At 73.0% G+C, this 16,039-nt stretch carries 17 protein-coding genes; 8 read left to right on the top strand and 9 right to left on the bottom strand.

What is annotated here, in order from left to right; genetic code table 11:
* The first annotated feature begins 33 nt into the window (after positions 1–33).
* The 3 genes from Voc01_RS32175 to Voc01_RS32165 all read left to right on the top strand — a co-directional run bounded on the left by Voc01_RS32175 (position 34) and on the right by Voc01_RS32165 (position 2,101).
* A complete protein-coding gene (locus tag Voc01_RS32175) occupies positions 34–900 on the top strand; it encodes a universal stress protein (RefSeq protein WP_203931368.1) in 867 nt (288 codons plus the stop codon).
* Positions 901–977: 77 nt separating this feature from the next.
* Positions 978–1,259, top strand: a complete 282-nt coding sequence (locus tag Voc01_RS32170) for a hypothetical protein (RefSeq protein WP_203931367.1) — start codon at positions 978–980, stop codon at positions 1,257–1,259.
* Positions 1,260–1,285: 26 nt separating this feature from the next.
* A complete protein-coding gene (locus Voc01_RS32165; RefSeq protein WP_203931366.1) occupies positions 1,286–2,101 on the top strand; it encodes a universal stress protein in 816 nt (271 codons plus the stop codon).
* Here the strand turns inward: Voc01_RS32165 and Voc01_RS32160 are convergent.
* The 3 genes from Voc01_RS32160 to Voc01_RS32150 all read right to left on the bottom strand — a co-directional run bounded on the left by Voc01_RS32160 (position 2,061) and on the right by Voc01_RS32150 (position 4,136).
* The gene (locus Voc01_RS32160; RefSeq protein WP_203931365.1) at positions 2,061–2,891 is read right to left on the bottom strand and encodes a universal stress protein; all 831 of its coding nucleotides are present in this window, start codon (positions 2,889–2,891) and stop codon (positions 2,061–2,063) included. The two genes, Voc01_RS32165 and Voc01_RS32160, sit on opposite strands and share 41 nt — an antisense overlap.
* Positions 2,892–3,032: 141 nt before the next feature.
* On the bottom strand, positions 3,033–3,515 hold the full coding sequence (locus Voc01_RS32155; RefSeq protein ID WP_239160618.1) for a nitroreductase/quinone reductase family protein: 483 nt from the start codon (positions 3,513–3,515) through the stop codon (positions 3,033–3,035).
* Positions 3,516–3,575: 60 nt separating this feature from the next.
* Positions 3,576–4,136: a DoxX family protein gene (locus Voc01_RS32150; protein ID WP_203931364.1), complete on the bottom strand. Its 561-nt coding sequence runs from the start codon at positions 4,134–4,136 to the stop codon at positions 3,576–3,578.
* A gap of 116 nt (positions 4,137–4,252) precedes the next feature.
* Here Voc01_RS32150 and Voc01_RS32145 point away from each other — a divergent pair, with 116 nt between their 5' ends.
* Positions 4,253–5,914, top strand: a complete 1,662-nt coding sequence (locus Voc01_RS32145; protein WP_203931363.1) for a SulP family inorganic anion transporter — start codon at positions 4,253–4,255, stop codon at positions 5,912–5,914.
* Here Voc01_RS32145 and Voc01_RS32140 read toward each other — a convergent pair.
* Entirely contained in the window at positions 5,911–7,623 is a 1,713-nt protein-coding gene (locus Voc01_RS32140; protein WP_203931362.1) for a GAF domain-containing sensor histidine kinase, read from the bottom strand. The two genes, Voc01_RS32145 and Voc01_RS32140, sit on opposite strands and share 4 nt — an antisense overlap.
* Before the next feature lie 54 nt (positions 7,624–7,677).
* Positions 7,678–8,319 (bottom strand): response regulator, encoded by a 642-nt coding sequence (locus Voc01_RS32135; RefSeq protein WP_203931361.1) that lies wholly within the window; start codon positions 8,317–8,319, stop codon positions 7,678–7,680.
* A gap of 273 nt (positions 8,320–8,592) precedes the next feature.
* Between Voc01_RS32135 and Voc01_RS32130 the strand changes: the two genes are divergently transcribed.
* The 3 genes from Voc01_RS32130 (at position 8,593) to Voc01_RS32120 (ending at position 10,833) form a co-directional block, all read left to right on the top strand.
* Positions 8,593–9,279 carry a hypothetical protein gene (locus tag Voc01_RS32130; RefSeq protein ID WP_203931360.1) on the top strand — a complete coding sequence of 229 codons (687 nt, stop codon included), beginning with the start codon at positions 8,593–8,595 and terminating at the stop codon, positions 9,277–9,279.
* Positions 9,280–9,362: 83 nt separating this feature from the next.
* A complete protein-coding gene (locus Voc01_RS32125; protein ID WP_203931359.1) occupies positions 9,363–9,770 on the top strand; it encodes a pyridoxamine 5'-phosphate oxidase family protein in 408 nt (135 codons plus the stop codon).
* Positions 9,757–10,833, top strand: a complete 1,077-nt coding sequence (locus Voc01_RS32120; RefSeq protein WP_275423773.1) for an Acg family FMN-binding oxidoreductase — start codon at positions 9,757–9,759, stop codon at positions 10,831–10,833. The genes Voc01_RS32125 and Voc01_RS32120 overlap by 14 nt, the downstream gene beginning before the upstream one ends.
* Here the strand turns inward: Voc01_RS32120 and Voc01_RS32115 are convergent.
* The 4 genes from Voc01_RS32115 to Voc01_RS32100 all read right to left on the bottom strand — a co-directional run bounded on the left by Voc01_RS32115 (position 10,805) and on the right by Voc01_RS32100 (position 15,014).
* Positions 10,805–11,476, bottom strand: a complete 672-nt coding sequence (locus Voc01_RS32115; RefSeq protein ID WP_203931357.1) for a CBS domain-containing protein — start codon at positions 11,474–11,476, stop codon at positions 10,805–10,807. The two genes, Voc01_RS32120 and Voc01_RS32115, sit on opposite strands and share 29 nt — an antisense overlap.
* 106 nt (positions 11,477–11,582) lie before the next feature.
* Positions 11,583–12,314 carry a pyruvate formate-lyase-activating protein gene (gene pflA, locus Voc01_RS32110; RefSeq protein WP_203931356.1) on the bottom strand — a complete coding sequence of 244 codons (732 nt, stop codon included), beginning with the start codon at positions 12,312–12,314 and terminating at the stop codon, positions 11,583–11,585.
* Positions 12,311–14,578, bottom strand: coding sequence for a formate C-acetyltransferase (gene pflB / locus Voc01_RS32105; RefSeq protein ID WP_203931355.1), 2,268 nt, complete (start codon positions 14,576–14,578; stop codon positions 12,311–12,313). The genes pflA and pflB overlap by 4 nt, the downstream gene beginning before the upstream one ends.
* Positions 14,579–14,606: 28 nt before the next feature.
* On the bottom strand, positions 14,607–15,014 hold the full coding sequence (locus Voc01_RS32100) for a hypothetical protein (protein WP_203931354.1): 408 nt from the start codon (positions 15,012–15,014) through the stop codon (positions 14,607–14,609).
* A gap of 161 nt (positions 15,015–15,175) precedes the next feature.
* On the opposite strand from Voc01_RS32100, the gene Voc01_RS32095 reads away from it, so the two are divergent.
* Complete coding sequence (locus Voc01_RS32095) at positions 15,176–16,039, top strand: universal stress protein (protein WP_203931353.1); 864 nt, start codon at positions 15,176–15,178, stop codon at positions 16,037–16,039.

Genomic DNA, 16,039 nt, shown 5'->3' with positions numbered 1-16,039 from the left:
TGGAAGAACCGTGCGATCCGCCGAGGAGGAGTCATGAGACCCGCGGAGATCATTGTCGGAATCGACGCCTCACCGGAGAGCCGGATCGCCCTGCGGTGGGCCGCCGACGAAGCCACCCGCCGCGGCCGGAAGCTGCGGGTCGTCCACGGCGTCCACTCGCGGTGGCCCGACTCGGCGTTCAGCCCGGAACACGCGCAGTTCGCCGCCCAGCGGCACGCGCCCGAGATCCTCGCGGGCGCCCGCGCCGACCTCGCCCAGTGGGCGCCGGACATCGAGACCGACCTCACCACCGAATTCGGTGGCGCGGCCGCGGCCCTCGTCGCCGCCGCGCAGCCGGGCGACCTGGTGGTCGTCGGCAACCGGGGACACTCGACGTTCGCCGCCCTTCTGGCCGGATCGACCTGCCAGCAGGTCGCCCTGCACGCACCGGCGTCGGTCGTCGTCGTGCGCGGCCGCACCAACGGAGCCGGTGGGATCGTCGTCGGCTTCGACGGTTCACCGATGGCCGGGGAGGTCCTCACCACGGCCTTCGACATGGCCGAGGCACGGGGCTGCCCGTTGACGGTCCTGCGCGCGTTCCGGCCCTCCACGCCCGCGTGGCCGGCCGAGTCTCCGCCGCCGGACCTTCTCAACGCGATGACGGCGAAGCTGGAGTTGCAGGTCGAGCTCGCGGAGTCCGTCGTCCCGATGTCGGAGAAGTACCCGACGGTGACCGCGGAGGTCCACGTCGTCGGTGGTGACCCCGCCGACCTGCTGGTGGAAGCCTCCCGCACGGCCGGGCTCGTGGTCGTCGGCTCGCGCGGGCACGGCGGGTTCACCGGCCTGCTGCTGGGATCGGTGGGCCTGCACCTGATGCACCACTCCCGCTGCCCCGTGCTGATCGCCCGGCCCGCCTCGTAGCGGGACGTTCGACCCTACTGGGTGCCACCGGCGCGGACGAGTCTTGTGGTCGACCTGTCCGGAAGGCGGTGGACGTCATGGCATTCATCCTCGCCGCGATCCTCGTGCTGGCCCCGTTCGTCGTCCTGATGCTCGCCGGAAACCCGCTGGACCGGTTCGGCCCGAAGCCGGCCGACGACCCGCCCGCCCTCGTCCTGTCCAGCGCCGAGCAGGCCCGCTGCGAGGTCGAGGGCCTGCTGGTCCGGCGGCTCGTCGCCGGCGAGCTCGACCGCGCCGCCTACCGGGAGGCGATGGCCGACCTCGCCGTCCGGGACGCGCGCAGCCGGCCGCTGCGGGTTCCCGGGGATCCGACCGGATGACGCACGCACGGTGGGAGGTGGAGACAGTGAGGAGAAACGACATCGTCGTCGGCGTCGACGGCTCCGCGGCGAGCTGGGACGCACTTCACTGGGCCGTCCGGCAGGCGTACCGGTGGCACGCCGACCTGCACGTGGTGTTCGTCGACACCGCGACCGGCCCGCCCACGCAGCGGTCCCCGGACAGCCGGCTCACGCAGATGGTGACCGACGCGCGGCGGCTGGAACCGTCGGTGCGTATCTACGGCCACTCGGTCAGCGGTGGCGTCGCCGCCGCTCTCCGCGAGGCGTCGACCCGCAGCCGCATGCTCGTGCTGGGCAACCGGGGCACCGGCGGCTTCGGGCGGCTGACGCTCGGTGCCACCGGCCAGCAGGTCGCCACCCACGCGACGGTCCCCGTCGTGATCGTCCGCGGGCGGCAGGCCAGCGAGGAGAGCCCGATCGTCGTCGGTGTCGACGGCTCGGCGGGCTCCGAGGCCGCCCTCGCCTCCGCGCTGGACGAGGCCCGCCTGCGCGGGTGCGGGGTCATCGCCGTCTTCGCCTACGGACGCCCCGAGCACCCGTGGCTGTCGTGGCACGGCGGCACCGACGCCGGTGCGCTGCACACCTGCGCCTACACCGCGCTGGAGACGGCGGTGGCGCCGTGGCAGGACAAGTTCCCCTGGGTCGGCATCGAATCCGTGGCGACGGCCGAGCAGCCGCTGCCGGTCCTCCTGGACCTGTCCAGTCACGCGCAGCTCGTCGTCGTCGGCGCGCACGGCCACGACGACTCGGCCGGCCTGATCGGCGCGGTCCCCCTCAAGCTCATGCATCGCGCGCACTGCCCGGTGATGATCGTCCGGTGACCGGCACGACCGCGACCGGGCACGCGCCGCGCTGGATCAGGGCCCGCCGAACGCCCCCGCCCGCGCCCCGTCCCCGGTGTGCCCCGATCACCGCCAGGTCGGCCGAGCGGGCCGTCGCGTTGAGCGCGATCGCCACGTCCAGGCTGCGCCGCACGACCGTGCGGACCGCGACCCCGGCACGGCCGGCTCCGACGGCCGCACCCACCAGTTCGCGGGCCTCGTCGGCGGACGGCGTCACCGGGCCGCGCCGCGCCCCGTCGGTGGGTGCGGACCATACGTGTTCGGCGACCACGGGCATCTGACGGGCGACCGCCTCGTCGAACGCGAACCGGAGGACCGCGTCGTCGCCGTACCCGTCGACCGCCACGAGGACCCCGTCCCCACCCGGGCACCCCGGGTCGGCACCCGACGGCCACACCAGAACCGGGACGGTCGCCCGGTCCGTCACACCGAGGGCCACGGAGGAGCGCCGGTTCCGCCGTCGGGTGCGCGACCGGTGGCCGGTCACGAGCAGGTCGCAGCGGTGGGCAAGCAGCTCCTCGACCGGGTCCCCGGCGGTCACGGTCAGCGACACGTCGAGGCCGGGATGCGCGGCGCGGGCGGCGGCCGCCGCGGCCTCGACACGGCGCCGCACGGCCGGCCCCGGGCCCGTCCCGGGCGCGACGACGTGCACGACGACGAGGCGGGCCTCCCGCGCCACGGCCTCCTGCGCCGCGGCCTCGACGACGCACCCGTCCCCGGCGGCCGAACCGACTCCGACGACGACCGTCCGTTCGGGCCCGTTGACCATGGCGCACCTCCCGCCATCTTCATCGTCCCAGCGGCTCGCGGTGCGAGGCAGGGCTGCCCGGACCCCCACCGCGGGCCCAACGTCCCTGCGGTCGGCCGGCCGGTCGGGTCCGGGGACGCCGTGACCGCGTTCCTCGGCCCGTCAGGAGCCGACCGGCTCGACGCGGAACACCGGGTAGCGGTCGGCGATGTCCTCGAAGTCCGCCACCGGCGCGCTCCGGTCGAGCGGAAAGTGGGGACGGGCACCGGGCGCGACGGCCAGGTAGCGGCGCAGGATCGGTGCCCGGTCCCCCACCGGAACCTCGACGAGCCGGACCGGTCGACGGCGGCCGCGGCGCAGGACGGCCCGGCCGCCATCGGCGCGGACGTTGCGCACCCAGTGCGCCCGTTCCCCGAGCATCGACACCAGGAACCCGTGCCCGCCGTGGTGGACGACCACGGCGGGGAACGAGACGACCCGCCCGGTGGACCGCCCGCGGACCTCGACGGTGACCCAGTCGCGCGGAGCCAGGAAGCCCACGCCGAACTGGATCGCCGAGACCCGGTTCATCAACCGGGCCAGGGGGTTCGGATGCCCCGACCGGTACATCCAGCGGGACAGCCGGGGCCAGACGACGCCGCGCATCGGTGCTCCCTCCACGGCGGTGGCCCGGGACGGATCCCGGGCCACCGAGTCGGACAGTGGTCAGATGAGCCAGCGGTTGCGCTGGACGATCGACAGCTTCGCCCAGCGACGCCCCAGGCCCCAGGTGTGACCGGCGTACGCGGCGGCCAGGACGACCAGGACGATCGCGTAGATGAGGTGGTAGTCCATGACCGGGTTGGTCGAGCCCTTGGCGATCGGCCACTCGGCCAGCCACATCATGGCCATCATCACGGTGCCCGACACGGCCGCGACCCGCAGGCCGATGCCGGCGGTCAGCGCGACACCGATGCCGAGCAGGCCGAGCATGAACAGCCAGTTGGCGTACCAGGTGCCGGCGATGTCGTGGAAGAAGCCCTGCAGCGGTCCGACCTCGACCGAGGACAGGAAGCCCTTCGTGGGGCTGCCGCCGTTGATCCACGCCTTCGCCGACGGGGTCGCGTACCCGAGGCCGAACGTCTTGTCCACGAACGCCCACAGGAACACGAATCCGGTGGCGTAGCGGAGCACGGCGAGCGCCCGCGCGGCGGTGGTGGTCAGCATGCTTCCGGGTGCCTCGACGTGTTCGAGGTGGTTGGCCCGGTGAATGTGGGAGGTGCTCATCTCGGCCTCCTGCCGTTCCCTTGTGACACCTCAATTTTCGCGTCCGCGCCGCCGCGCCGCCTGTGCCGGAGCTCCCGAACGACAGGGACCAAGGTCCCGTGGTGGGAAGATCGGGCGTGGACACCGGTCGTCTGATGCCCGGGCTGGTCCGGCTGCGCCGGTACGAGCGCGGCTGGCTGCGCCCCGACTCCGTCGCCGGCCTGACCGTCGCGGCGTACCTCGTTCCGCAGGTGATGGCGTACGCGGGGCTGGCCGGGCTGCCGCCGGTCGCGGGGCTGTGGGCGGTCGTCGTGCCGCTCGCGGTATACGCCGTGCTCGGGTCGTCGCGGCTGCTCTCGGTGGGGCCGGAGTCCACCACGGCCATCATGACCGCGGCAGCGGTCGCACCCCTGGCCGCCGGCGATCCCGACCGGTACGCCGGCATCGCGGCGGCGCTCGCCGTGGTCGTGGGCGGCCTGTCGCTTGTCGCGTTCGCGGCCCGGCTGGGCTTCGTCGCCGACCTGCTGTCGCGGCCGATCCTGGTCGGCTACCTCGCCGGTGTCGCCGTGACGATGATCGTGGGGCAGCTGGACAACCTCACCGGGGTCCCGGTCGACGGCGACGGCATCCCGGCCGAACTGGTGTCGTTCGTCCGCAACCTGGGGCAGGCGCACCTGCCGACCGTCGCGTTCGCCGCGGTGGCCCTCGGTCTGCTGTTCCTCGGGCAGCACTACCTACCGCGGGTGCCGACCCCGCTGGTGGTGGTGCTGCTGGCGACCGCGGCCGTCACGCTGTTCGACCTGGACCGGTACGGGCTGGCCACCAGCGGCGCGGTGCCGGCCGGGCTGCCCGTGCCGGAGCTGCCCGACCTCAGCGACGTCACCACGCTCCTGCTGCCGGCGGTGGGCGTCCTCGTGGTCGGCTACACCGACACGGTGCTGACCGCGCGGGCGTTCGCCACCCGCGCCGGCGAACGCGTCGACCCCAACCAGGAGCTACTCGCCACCGGGGTCGCCAACCTCGGGGCCGGCCTGTTCCGCGGGTTCCCGGTCAGCAGCAGCGGCAGCCGCACGGCCCTGGCGCTCGCCGCCGGTGCCCGCTCCCAGGCCTACTCGCTCGTGACGCTCGCCGCGGTGCTGGCCGTTCTCCTGTTCGCCGGCCCGCTGCTGGCGCGGTTCCCGTCCGCCGCCCTCGGCGCGATCGTGGTCTATGCCGCGGTCCGGCTGGTCGACGTGGCCGGGTTCCGGCGGCTGGCGGCCTTCCGGCGCAGCGAACTGCTGCTCGCCGTCGCCGCGCTCGTCGGGGTGCTGGCCGTCGACATCCTCTACGGGGTCCTGCTGGCCGTCGGCCTGTCGGTCGCGGACATGCTGTACCGGGTGGCGCGCCCGCACGACGCGGTGCAGGGCTTCGTACCGGGGCTGGCCGGGATGCACGACATCGACGACTATCCGGGCGCCGAGACGGTCGCCGGCCTGGTCGTCTACCGGTACGACTCGCCGCTGTTCTTCGCCAACGCCGAGGACTTCCGGCAACGGGCACTGGCGGCCGTCGATGGGCAGGCGGCCTGGTTCGTGCTCAACATGGAGGCCAACGTCGAGGTCGACAGCACCGGGTTGGACGCGCTGGAGGCCGTCCGGGCCGAGCTGACCGGTCGCGGCGTGGTCTTCGCCCTCGCCCGGGTCAAGCAGGACCTGCGCACCCAGCTCGACGCGTACGGCCTCACCGACGCGGTCGGGCCCGACCTGATCTTCCCGACGCTGCCCACTGCCGTGGCCGCCTACCGCGCCCGCAACGGCTAGACCGGAACCTGCCAGGTCACGACGGTGCCGCCGGCCGGGCCGGCCCCGATCGAGGCCGTGCCGCCGAGGTCGGTCGCCCGGGCCACCATGTTGCGGCGACCGTGCCCGGTCGAGTCACCCGGCCCCGGTCCGACGCCGTCGTCGGTGACGGTCAGCACGACCCGTCCCCCGCCGGCGGCGAGGTGGACCCGCACGGAGGACGCCTGCGCGTGCTTGGCCACGTTCGACAGCGCCTCGCGGACCACCGCCAGCAGCGCGACACCGACTTCCTCCGGCACGGCGGTGTCCACCGGCCCGTCCAGCCGCAGCTCCGGCCGGAACCCGAGCCCGGGCCGCGCCTCGTGGACGATGCGGCGCAGCTCCGACTGCACGCCGCCCGGTGCCGGCCCGCGCAGCTCGAAGATCGCGCCCCGCACGTCCCGGATCGTGGTGTCCAGGTCGTCGACGACGGTGTCGAGGCGCGAGCGGACCTTCGGGTTGCCGGCCAACTGCGCGGTGGTCTGGAGGTACATGCCGGCCGCGAACAGCCGCTGGATGACCACGTCGTGCAGGTCCCGCGCGATCCGTTCCCGGTCGCCGAGCACCGCCAGCATCTCGCGCTCGTCGAGGGCCCGGGCCCGTTCCAGCGCGAGGGCTGCCTGCCCGCCGAAGGACTCCACCACGGTGACGTCGAGGTCGGCAAGGACCGTGTTGGTGCCGGTGTTGTAGGCGACGACGAGCGCGCCGTACGAGGTCTCGCCGGCGGCCAGCGGTACCAGCAGCGCCGTGGAGGTCTCCAGGGGTACCGGCCAGTCAGCGGCCCGCCCGAGGTCCTCGAGCACCGTCAGGTGGTGCTCGTCGAGCACCGCCGCGAACTCGCTGCCGGGGACGGTCACCTGTGCGCCGAGGAGGCGGTCGTCGCAGCCGCTGGCCACCTCGACCACCAGGTCGCCGTGGTCGTCGCGCAGCAGGACCATCGCCAGGTCGGCACCGGCCACCTCGCGGGCCCGGGTCGCCACCAGCTCCAGGGCCTCGGTGCGCCGGACGTCGCCGAGCAGGACGCCGGTGATCTCGGCCGCCGCCTCCAGCCACCGCTGCCGGCGCCGGGCCTGCTCGAAGAGCCGGGCGTTGTCGATCGCGGCACCGGCGGCCACCGCCAGCGCGACGACCATGTCCTCGTCGTCCTTGCCGAACTGCCCGCCGCCCGCCTTCTCTGCCAGGTAGAGGTTGCCGAACACCTGGTCGCGGATGCGCACGGGGACGCCGAGGAAGCTGTGCATCGGCGGGTGGTTGGGCGGGAACCCGTAGGCGCGCGGATGCTTCGTGATGTCCTCGAGCCGGATCGGACGCGGCTCGTCGATGAGCAGACCCAGGACGCCGTGGCCGCGGGGCAGGTCACCGATCGCGGCGTGGGTCGGCGCGTCGATCCCCTGCGTGATGAACTCCACCAGCATCCGGTCGTCGCCGATCACCCCGAGCGCTCCGTACCGGGCACCCGCCAGGTGGCAGGCCGCCTCCACGATGCGCTGCAGCGTCGAGCGCAGGTCGAGGTCGGCGCCGATCGCCACCACGGCGTCCAGGAGGGCCCGCAGCCGCTCCCGGCTGGCCACCACCTCGCCGACCCGGCCGAGGACCTCGTGGAGCAGGTCGTCGAGCTCGACGCCCGACAGCGCCGGCAACGGCAGCCCCGACTGCCAGGTCGGAGACGGGTCACGTGGATTGTCCGTCATGACCGCGATCCTAGGACCGGGCGGGCGCCCTGGTAACCGTCCCCGCGGGTCAGTTCAGTGTTTGTCGTTACCGAACAGCTTCGCCGCAAGGACGGCGGCCTGCGTACGCCGCTCCAGGCCGAGCTTGGCGAGCAGGCTGGACACGTAGTTCTTGACCGTCTTCTCGGCCAGGAACATCCGGTTGGCGATCTCCCGGTTGGTCAGGCCCTCCGCGACCAGCAGCAGGATCCGCCGCTCCTGATCGGTGAGGTCGCGCAGCTCGTCGGGCTGCTCCGGTCCCTTGCGGATGCGCTCCAGCACGCGGGCGGTGACCGCCGGGTCGAGCAGCGACTGGCCGGCGGCGACCCGGCGGATGCCATCGATCAGGTCGTTGCCCCTGACCTGCTTGAGGACGTACCCCGCGGCTCCGGCCATGATCGCCGCGAACAGGGCCTCATCGTCCTCGTACGAGGTCAGGATCAACGCCTTGATGGTCGGGTCGACGGACCGCACGTCGCGGCACACGTCGATGCCGCTGCCGTCGGGCAGCCGGCCGTCGAGCACGGCGACGTCGGGCTTCAGCGCGGGGATGCGGTGGGTGGCGTCGACGGCCGAGCCGGACTCGCCGACGACCTCGATGTCGTCCTCCTGCTCCAGCAGGTCACGCAGACCACGGCGGACCACCTCGTGGTCGTCAAGCAGGTAGACGCGGATCACGTACTCATTTGTACCGGATCGAAGGCCCCGGCCCTAGTGCTGGCCCCCGGAAGTCCGGGCCATGGTTCAACGTTCATGATCGAAAGTGGTGGCGACTTTTCGCGGTTCTGGCGGGGTGAAACAGCAGAAAGTCGCCACCACTATGGACCTTGTATGGATCTTGCCGGCGGGGCCCTCCGGTCCTTCCGGGACGGGTCCTTCGACCCTGAACAACCCGGCCGCCGGACGGCGACAGTGGACGTCATCTCATCGACCCGTCCGGGAGCCCTCATCATGGCCGCCATCCAGTTCACCGACCGCCGCACAGCGACCCGGCTGAGCGTCGAGAGCCTCGCTCTCGCGCGCGCCGCGTCCGCCGCGACGTCGGCGCCGTCGATCGGCTCAGGGCAGCCGTGGCGCTGGCGAATCGACGGCCCCGTCCTGTCCCTCTACGCCGCCCTCTACCCCGACCGGACCGGCGCGGTCGACGTCGACGACGCCCGGCTGATCGTGAACTGCGGGATCGCCCTGCACCACGCCCGCACCGCGCTCGCCGCCGACGGCGTCGCCGCCGACGTCCGATACCTGCCCGATCCGGCCGATCCGGGCCTGCTCGCGAGGATCAGCCACGCCGGTCGCGCCCGCGCCGGTGCCGGCGAGGTGCGGCTCTACCGGGCGATCGCCGCCCGCCGCAGCGACTCGCGGCCGCCGGTCGCCGGTCCCGTTCCGGACGCGACCATCGACCGGCTGCTCGCCGCGGCCCGCCGACCCGGCATCGACCTGCGGGTGCGGGCCGGGCTCATCGGCGTCGCGCCGACCGACGACCATCCGGAGGTCCTCCTGGGCACCGGCGAGGCGACCTCGGCAATCCTCCTCACCGCCAACGTGGAGGGGCTCGCCACCGAGCTGACCCCCGGCGCGCCGGGCGCGGCCACCACCGTGCGGTTCGGCGTTCCCGCGCCGGGCGTCTGGATCCGCTGACAAGCCGGGCCGGAGCGAAAGGCCCGGACCGGACGTGCCGTTCGGCCCTACCCGCGACCGGGGTGACCACGGATCGTGGCCTGATGGTCCAGCTGTCGACGCTCGACGCCGAGGAGTGCATGGCCCGGCTCGCGTCCGTCCCCTTCGGCCGGGTGGTCTTCACCCACCGTGCGCTGCCGGCGATCCGCCCGGTCAACCACATCGTCGACCGGGGACAGGTGATCATCCGGACCAACCTCGGCACCGCCATCGGTTCGGCGGCGGGACGCGGCACCGTCGTCGCGTACGAGGCGGACGCGATCGACCCCGTCACCCGGACGGGCTGGAGCGTCGTGGTCACCGGGGTGGCGCAGGTCATCACCGAGCCGGACGAGGTCGCCCGGTACCAGGGCCTGCTGGACGCGTGGGTGGACGGCGAACGCAACAGCGTGATCCGGATCCCCGCCGAGCTGGTCAGCGGCTACGAGCTCCTCGTGCGTGCGGCCGCATGACGGGCCGAAGGTCCCGTCGGGCGGGACCGTCCGCCCGTGCCGCCGCCGGACCCTCCGCCGCCATGCTCGGCGCATGAGCGAGACCGGGGTTCCCGATGAGGTGGTGACGGCCTGTCTGCGCGCCGCCGCGGCCGCGCCGTCGGTCCACAACACCCAACCGTGGCTGTTCCGCGTGGGCGTGGACGCCGTCGACGTCCTCGTCGACCGGTCCCGGCGGCTGGCCGTCCTCGATCCGGACGGCCGCGAGATGCTCGTGAGCATCGGCGCGGCGGTGTTCAACCTGCGCGTGGCGTTCGGCGCGGCCGGCCGCCGGACGTCGGTCCGACGGATGCCCGACGACGCGGATCCCGACCTCGCGGCACGGGTCACCATCGGTGCCGCCGGCCGTCCGGCACGCGCGGCGCAGGCGCTCGCCGCCGCGGTTCCCGGTCGGCACACCAACCGGCGGCCGTTCGCCGACCGCCGCGTCCCCTTCGTGACGATGGAGGAGCTGCGGGGCGCCGCCGCGATGGAGGGCGCGAGCCTCGTCGAGATCGGGCCGGAGCTGCGCGACGGCGTTCTCGCGCTGACCCGCACCGCCGAGACCCGGCTGCGCTCGGACCCGGCGTACCGGGCGGAGCTCGCGGCGTGGACGACCGCGTCCAGCGTCGGCCGGGACGACGGGCTGCCCCGGCACGTCATCGGGCCGCGGGGCCGGGACGGCGCGTTGCCGCTGCGCGACCTCGGGACCGGGCTCGGACCGTCGGCCGGTGCGGTCGAGTTCGAGTCCGACCCGATCCTGCTGCTGCTGTTCACGCCGGGCGACACGCCCGAGCACTGGATCCGTGCCGGTGAGGCGCTGGAGCGGGTGTGGCTGACCGCCACCGTCCGGGGCCTGGCCGTGACACCCATGAGCCAGCTCACCGAGATCTCGGCAATGCGCGACCTGCTCACCGACTCCGCGGCCCACTCTGTGCCGCAGACCGTCCTGCGGATCGGCTACCCGCTGTGGCCGGCGATGGCCTCGCCCCGCCGGCCCCTGGCCGAGCTCGTCGTCACCAACCCGCCACCGGCGTCGCGTTGATGGTGTCGTCGACGAGCCACGTCACGGCGTTCGCCACCGACACGACGCCGTCGATGGCCTCGACCCCTCCGGTCAGCCCCTCGGCGACGGTGCGCCGGTCGACCTCACCGGTCAGCGTGACGGCGCCGTCGGTCACGTCCACGGACAGGACGCTCGACGAGCCACCGTCCACTGTGGAGAACAGGTCGACGACGTGCCGCTTGATGGCGTCGTCCGGCCGCAGGAACACCTTCAGCAGGTCGCGATTGGTCACCATGCCGATGAGCCGACCGGCGATGTCGATCACCGGAAGGCGGCGCACACCGGTCTCCTCCATGAGCCGGGCGGCGTCGGCGATGGGAGTCGTCCTCATCACGGTCACCGCCGGAGCGGACATCAGCTCCGCGGCGACGGTGCCGGTGGACTTGCGGCGGTCGCGGCGGTGACGGCTGCTCTCGAAGATCCGCGGCGGGTCGACGCCGCCCGCGAACTCGATCTTGTGTAACAGGTCGGAGGCCGACACGACGCCGACCACGCGGTTGAACCGGTCGACGACCGGTACGGCGTTGACCGACCGGGTCTCGATCAGGTCGACGAGGTCGCGGTAGGGCATGTCAGCGGTGGCGGACACGGCTCCGTGGGTCATCACGTCCGCGACGGTCATTCCGTTCATCGTCTTTCCCTTCAACGATTTCGGCTGTTGCCGTCACGGTATGCCCGCGCCACCGGGTGGCGGCAGAGTCCATCGACCCGCATCGTCGGGACTCCCGTCAGACGGCGAGGAGGCCGGCCGCGCGGAACCGGTCCACGGCACGGGCGACCGTCGCCGCGTCGGGCGGTTGCACGTCGGCCAGCGGGAAGCGTAGGCCGAGGTCGCGGTACTTGTGGGCGGCCAGGCGGTGGAAGGGCAGCACGTCCACCCGCTCCACGTTGCCCAGCCCGGCCGCGAACCGCGCCACACCGCCCACGTTCTCCGGGTCGTCGGTGAGGCCCGGCACGAGGACGAACCGCACCCACACCGGCGTTCCCCGGTCGGCCAGCCGGCGCGCGAACGCCACCGTCGGGTGCAGGTCGCGGCCGGTCAACCGGCGGTAGAGGGCCCGGTCCCAGCTCTTGATGTCCAGCAGCACCAGGCCGCACGCGTCGAGCAGGTCGTCGTCGGCGCGGGCACCGAGGAAGCCGGACGTGTCCAGCGCGGTGTGCAGGCCGAGGTCGCGGGCACCGGCGAGCAGCGCTCCCGTGAAGGCCGGCTGCAGCAACGGTTCCCCGCCGCTGACCGTGAACCCGCCACCGGCCGTGGTGATGAACCGGCGGTAGCGGGCCACGTCGGCGAGGACCGCGTCGGAGGTCGTCGCGGCGCCGTTGCGCATCCGCCACGTGTCGGGGTTCGCGCAGTACAGGCACCGCAGCGGGCATCCGGCGGTGAACGCGACGAACCGGGTCCCGGGACCGTCGACACCGGTCGACAGGTCCCAGGAGTGCAACCGGCCCTTCACCGTCATGTCGCCTCGTGGAACGTGCGCGACAGGACGTCACGCTGCTGCTCGGGCGTGAGCCGCACGAAGTTGACCGCGTAGCCCGAGACCCGGATGGTCAGCTGCGGGTACTTCTCCGGATGCGCCATCGCGTCCTCGAGCGTCTCGCGCGTGAGCACGTTGACGTTCATGTGGTACCCGCCGGCGTCGGTGTAGCCGTCGAGCACCCCGACGAGGTTGGTCACCCGGTCCTCGACCGTGCGGCCGAGCCCGGCAGGGGTGACCGTCGTGGTGAGCGAGATGCCGTCGCGGGCGTGCTCGAAGGGCAGCTTCGCCACCGACAGCGCCGAGGCGACGATGCCGTGCCGGTCGCGGCCGTTCATCGGGTTGGCACCCGGCGCGAACGGCTCGCCGGCCCGACGGCCGTCGGGGGTGTTGCCGGTGTGCTTGCCGTACACCACGTTCGACGTGATCGTCAGCACCGACAGGGTCGGGATCCCGTCGCGGTACGTCGGCTGGCGGCGCACCTTCTCCATGAACGACTCGACGAGCTCGACGGCGATGGCGTCGACGCGGTCGTCGTTGTTGCCGTAGGCCGGGAAGTCGCCGGTGGTCACGAAGTCCACCACCAGACCGGACCCGTCACGCACCGGTTCCACGGTGGCGTACCGGATCGCCGACAGACTGTCGGCGGCGACCGACAGGCCGGCGATGCCGGTCGCCAGGAACCGCCGCACCGGGTGGTCGTGCAACGCCATCTCGATGCGCTCGTAGGCGTACCGGTCGTGCATGTAGTGGATGGTGTTGAGCGCGTCGACGTAGGTTTCGGCGAGCCAGTCGAGGACCCTGTCGTACGCGGCGCGCACGGTGTCGTAGTCGAGCACGTCGCCGGTCACCGGCGGGAGCGGTGGTGTCACCTGGTCGCCGCTCACCTCGTCCCGTCCACCGTTGACCGCGTACAGCAACGCCTTCGCGAGGTTCGCGCGGGCGCCGAAGAACTGCATGTCCTTGCCGACGCGCATGCCCGACACGCAGCAGGCGATCGCCGCGTCGTCGTCGAGGTAGGGCCGCAGCAGGTCGTCGTTCTCGTACTGGATGGCGCTGGTGTCCAGCGACACCTGCGCGCAGAACCTTTTGAACCCGGCCGGCAGGCGCGGCGACCACAGCACCGTCAGGTTCGGTTCCGGTGCGGGGCCGAGGTTGTAGAGGGTCTGCAGGTACCGGAACGACGTGCGGGTCACCAGCGGCCGGCCGTCGAGGGCGATGCCGCCCAGGCACTCGGTGACCCAGGTCGGGTCGCCGGAGAACAGCGCGTCGTACTCGGGCGTGCGCAGGAACCGGACGATGCGCAGCTTGATGACGAAGTCGTCGACGAGTTCCTGCGCCTCGGTCTCGGTCAGCCGACCCTCGTCGAGATCGCGCTCGATGTACGCGTCGAGGAACGTCGACGTGCGGCCGAGCGACATCGCCGCGCCGTTCTGCTCCTTGGCCGCGGCGAGGTAGGCGAAGTACAGCCACTGGACCGCCTCGCGGGCGGTGCCGGCCGGCTGCGAGATGTCGTACCCGTAGGACGCCGCCATCTCCTTCAGCTCGCCGAGCGCGCGTACCTGTTCGGCCAGCTCCTCGCGGTCACGGACGATGTCGGCGGTGGCGCGTTCGGCGTTCACCGCCGCGCGTTCGGCCTTCTTCGCCTGGATCAGCCGGTCGACGCCGTACAGCGCCACCCGCCGGTAGTCGCCGATGATGCGGCCGCGGCCGTAGGCGTCGGGCAGGCCGGTGATGATGCCCGCCTTGCGGGCGGCCAGGATCTGCGGGGTGTAGGCGTCGAAGACGCCGTCGTTGTGGGTCTTCCGGTAGGTCGTGAAGATCTCCCGGACCCGGTCGTTCGGTTCGTACCCGTACGCCCGCAGGCCGCCCTCGACCATCCGGTACCCGCCGTTGGGCTGGATCGCCCGCCGCAGCGGCGCGTCGGTCTGCAGGCCCACGATGAGTTCGTTGTCCCGGTCGATGTAGCCCGGCGCGTGCGAGGTGATCGAGCCCGGCGTGGCGGCGTCGACGTCGTAGATGCCGCGCTCGCGCTCCTCGACGAACATGTCCGACAGCCGCTTCCACAGCGCCGTCGTCCGCGGGGTCGGTCCGGCCAGGAACGCGCCGTCTCCTTCGTAGGGACGCACGGTCGCGCGGATGAAGTCGGCGACGTCGACGCTGTCGCGCCAGGCGGTGCCGGTGAATCCACGCCACGGGTCCACTGTGGAGTGACCCGGGCGCGGGGCCGGAGCGGTGATGGTCATGGACGGACCTCCAGCTGTGCGGGGTGTGTCAGGGCCTGTCGGTCAGGACGAAGTGGACGATGGGTGCCGTCGTGTCCGCGGACGTGTGCGGGTGTGCCGCCCGGTAGCCGGCCAGCAGGCGCGGGTACTCGATCCGTTCGGGTCCGACGGCCTCGCCGCGCGCGGTGCGCCAACGGCCGTCGAGGAGGAGCTCGGCCGGGTGCCCACCCTCGAAGTTGCGCCACCACCGCTTCTCGGCGGCGCGGGCCACCAGCACCGTCACGTCGGTGCCGCAGGCCGCGTACGCGACGGGCAGGACGACCGTGCGTCCCGTGCGCCGCCCGGTGTAGCGCATCCCGCACAGGCCGCGCAGGATCCGGCGCCCGGTCTCGGTTCGCAGTGCTCCCAGCACCCAGCGGTTGTGGGCCGGGACGGTTGGCGTGGTCACGCTCGTCATGCCTTGAGCCTGCGCCTTCGCGGCCGCCGGCTCCAGAGGCCAAGGTCCCGAAAGCCGCTCCGTTGCGGCCGGTTGACGCGCCGGCGCGACGGGACCTTCGGCCCTGCACCCGGGTGCGTCCGGCACTGACCCTCGGCCGCCGTCGAGCGGACCGTGGAAGCATGAGACCCACCGGTATCGTCGTCGGCTACGACGGATCCGCACACAGCCGCGCCGCGCTCCGCTACGCGGTGACGCAGGCCAGGCTCCGCGGGACGTCCGTGCGCATCGTCACCGCGTTCGACTACGACTGGCGCCGCAGCCGGGTGGCTCCGCTGGAGTCCGTCGACCAGCTCGAACGGACCGTGCGTGACCACTTCGAGGAGCTGGTCGACGCCGCGGTCACCGAGACTCGCACCCGGTACCCGGACGTCACGGTCACCGGCAGCGTGCGCATGGGCAGCCCGGGGCCGACGCTGGTCGCCACCGGACGCGACGCGGCCCTCCTGGTGGTGGGCAACCGCGGCTTCACCGGCCTGACGCTGGGCTCGGTGAGCCAGTTCGTCGCGACACACGCGCACGGGCCCGTCGTGGTCGTGCGCGGAAGCGTGGACACCGCCGTCGAGCCGGTGGTCGTCGGCGTCGACATCTCGGAGTGGGCCGAACACACGATCGGGTCGGCGTTCGAGGAGGCCGCCCGGCGGGGTGCCGCACTCATCGCGGTCCGCGCCTACGAGCTGCCCGTCGCCTACGGGCTCATGTCGATGGGGACCGTGCCGTTCAACCCCGACGAGATCCGGCGGGCCGAGTCCGACGCGTTGGCCGACGCCCTGCGGCCGTGGCGGGACAAGTACCCGGACGTGGACGTCGAGGCCGTCACGGCCCGCGGCAGCGCCGGCCGGGTCCTCGTCGACGCCTCCCGGACCGCCGGGCTGGTCGTCGTCGGCTCCCACGGCCACGGCGCGCTGGTCGGCACGCTGCTCGGCTCGGTGAGCCTGCACGTGCTCCGCCACGCCGACTGCCCGGTGCTGGTCGTCCGGTCGTAA

Source organism: Virgisporangium ochraceum, from assembly GCF_016863655.1.
Taxonomy (GTDB): Bacteria; Actinomycetota; Actinomycetes; order Mycobacteriales; family Micromonosporaceae; genus Virgisporangium; species Virgisporangium ochraceum.
The sequence above is the reverse complement of the archived record's forward strand: the minus strand, read 5'-3'. Positions and strand labels throughout refer to the sequence as shown.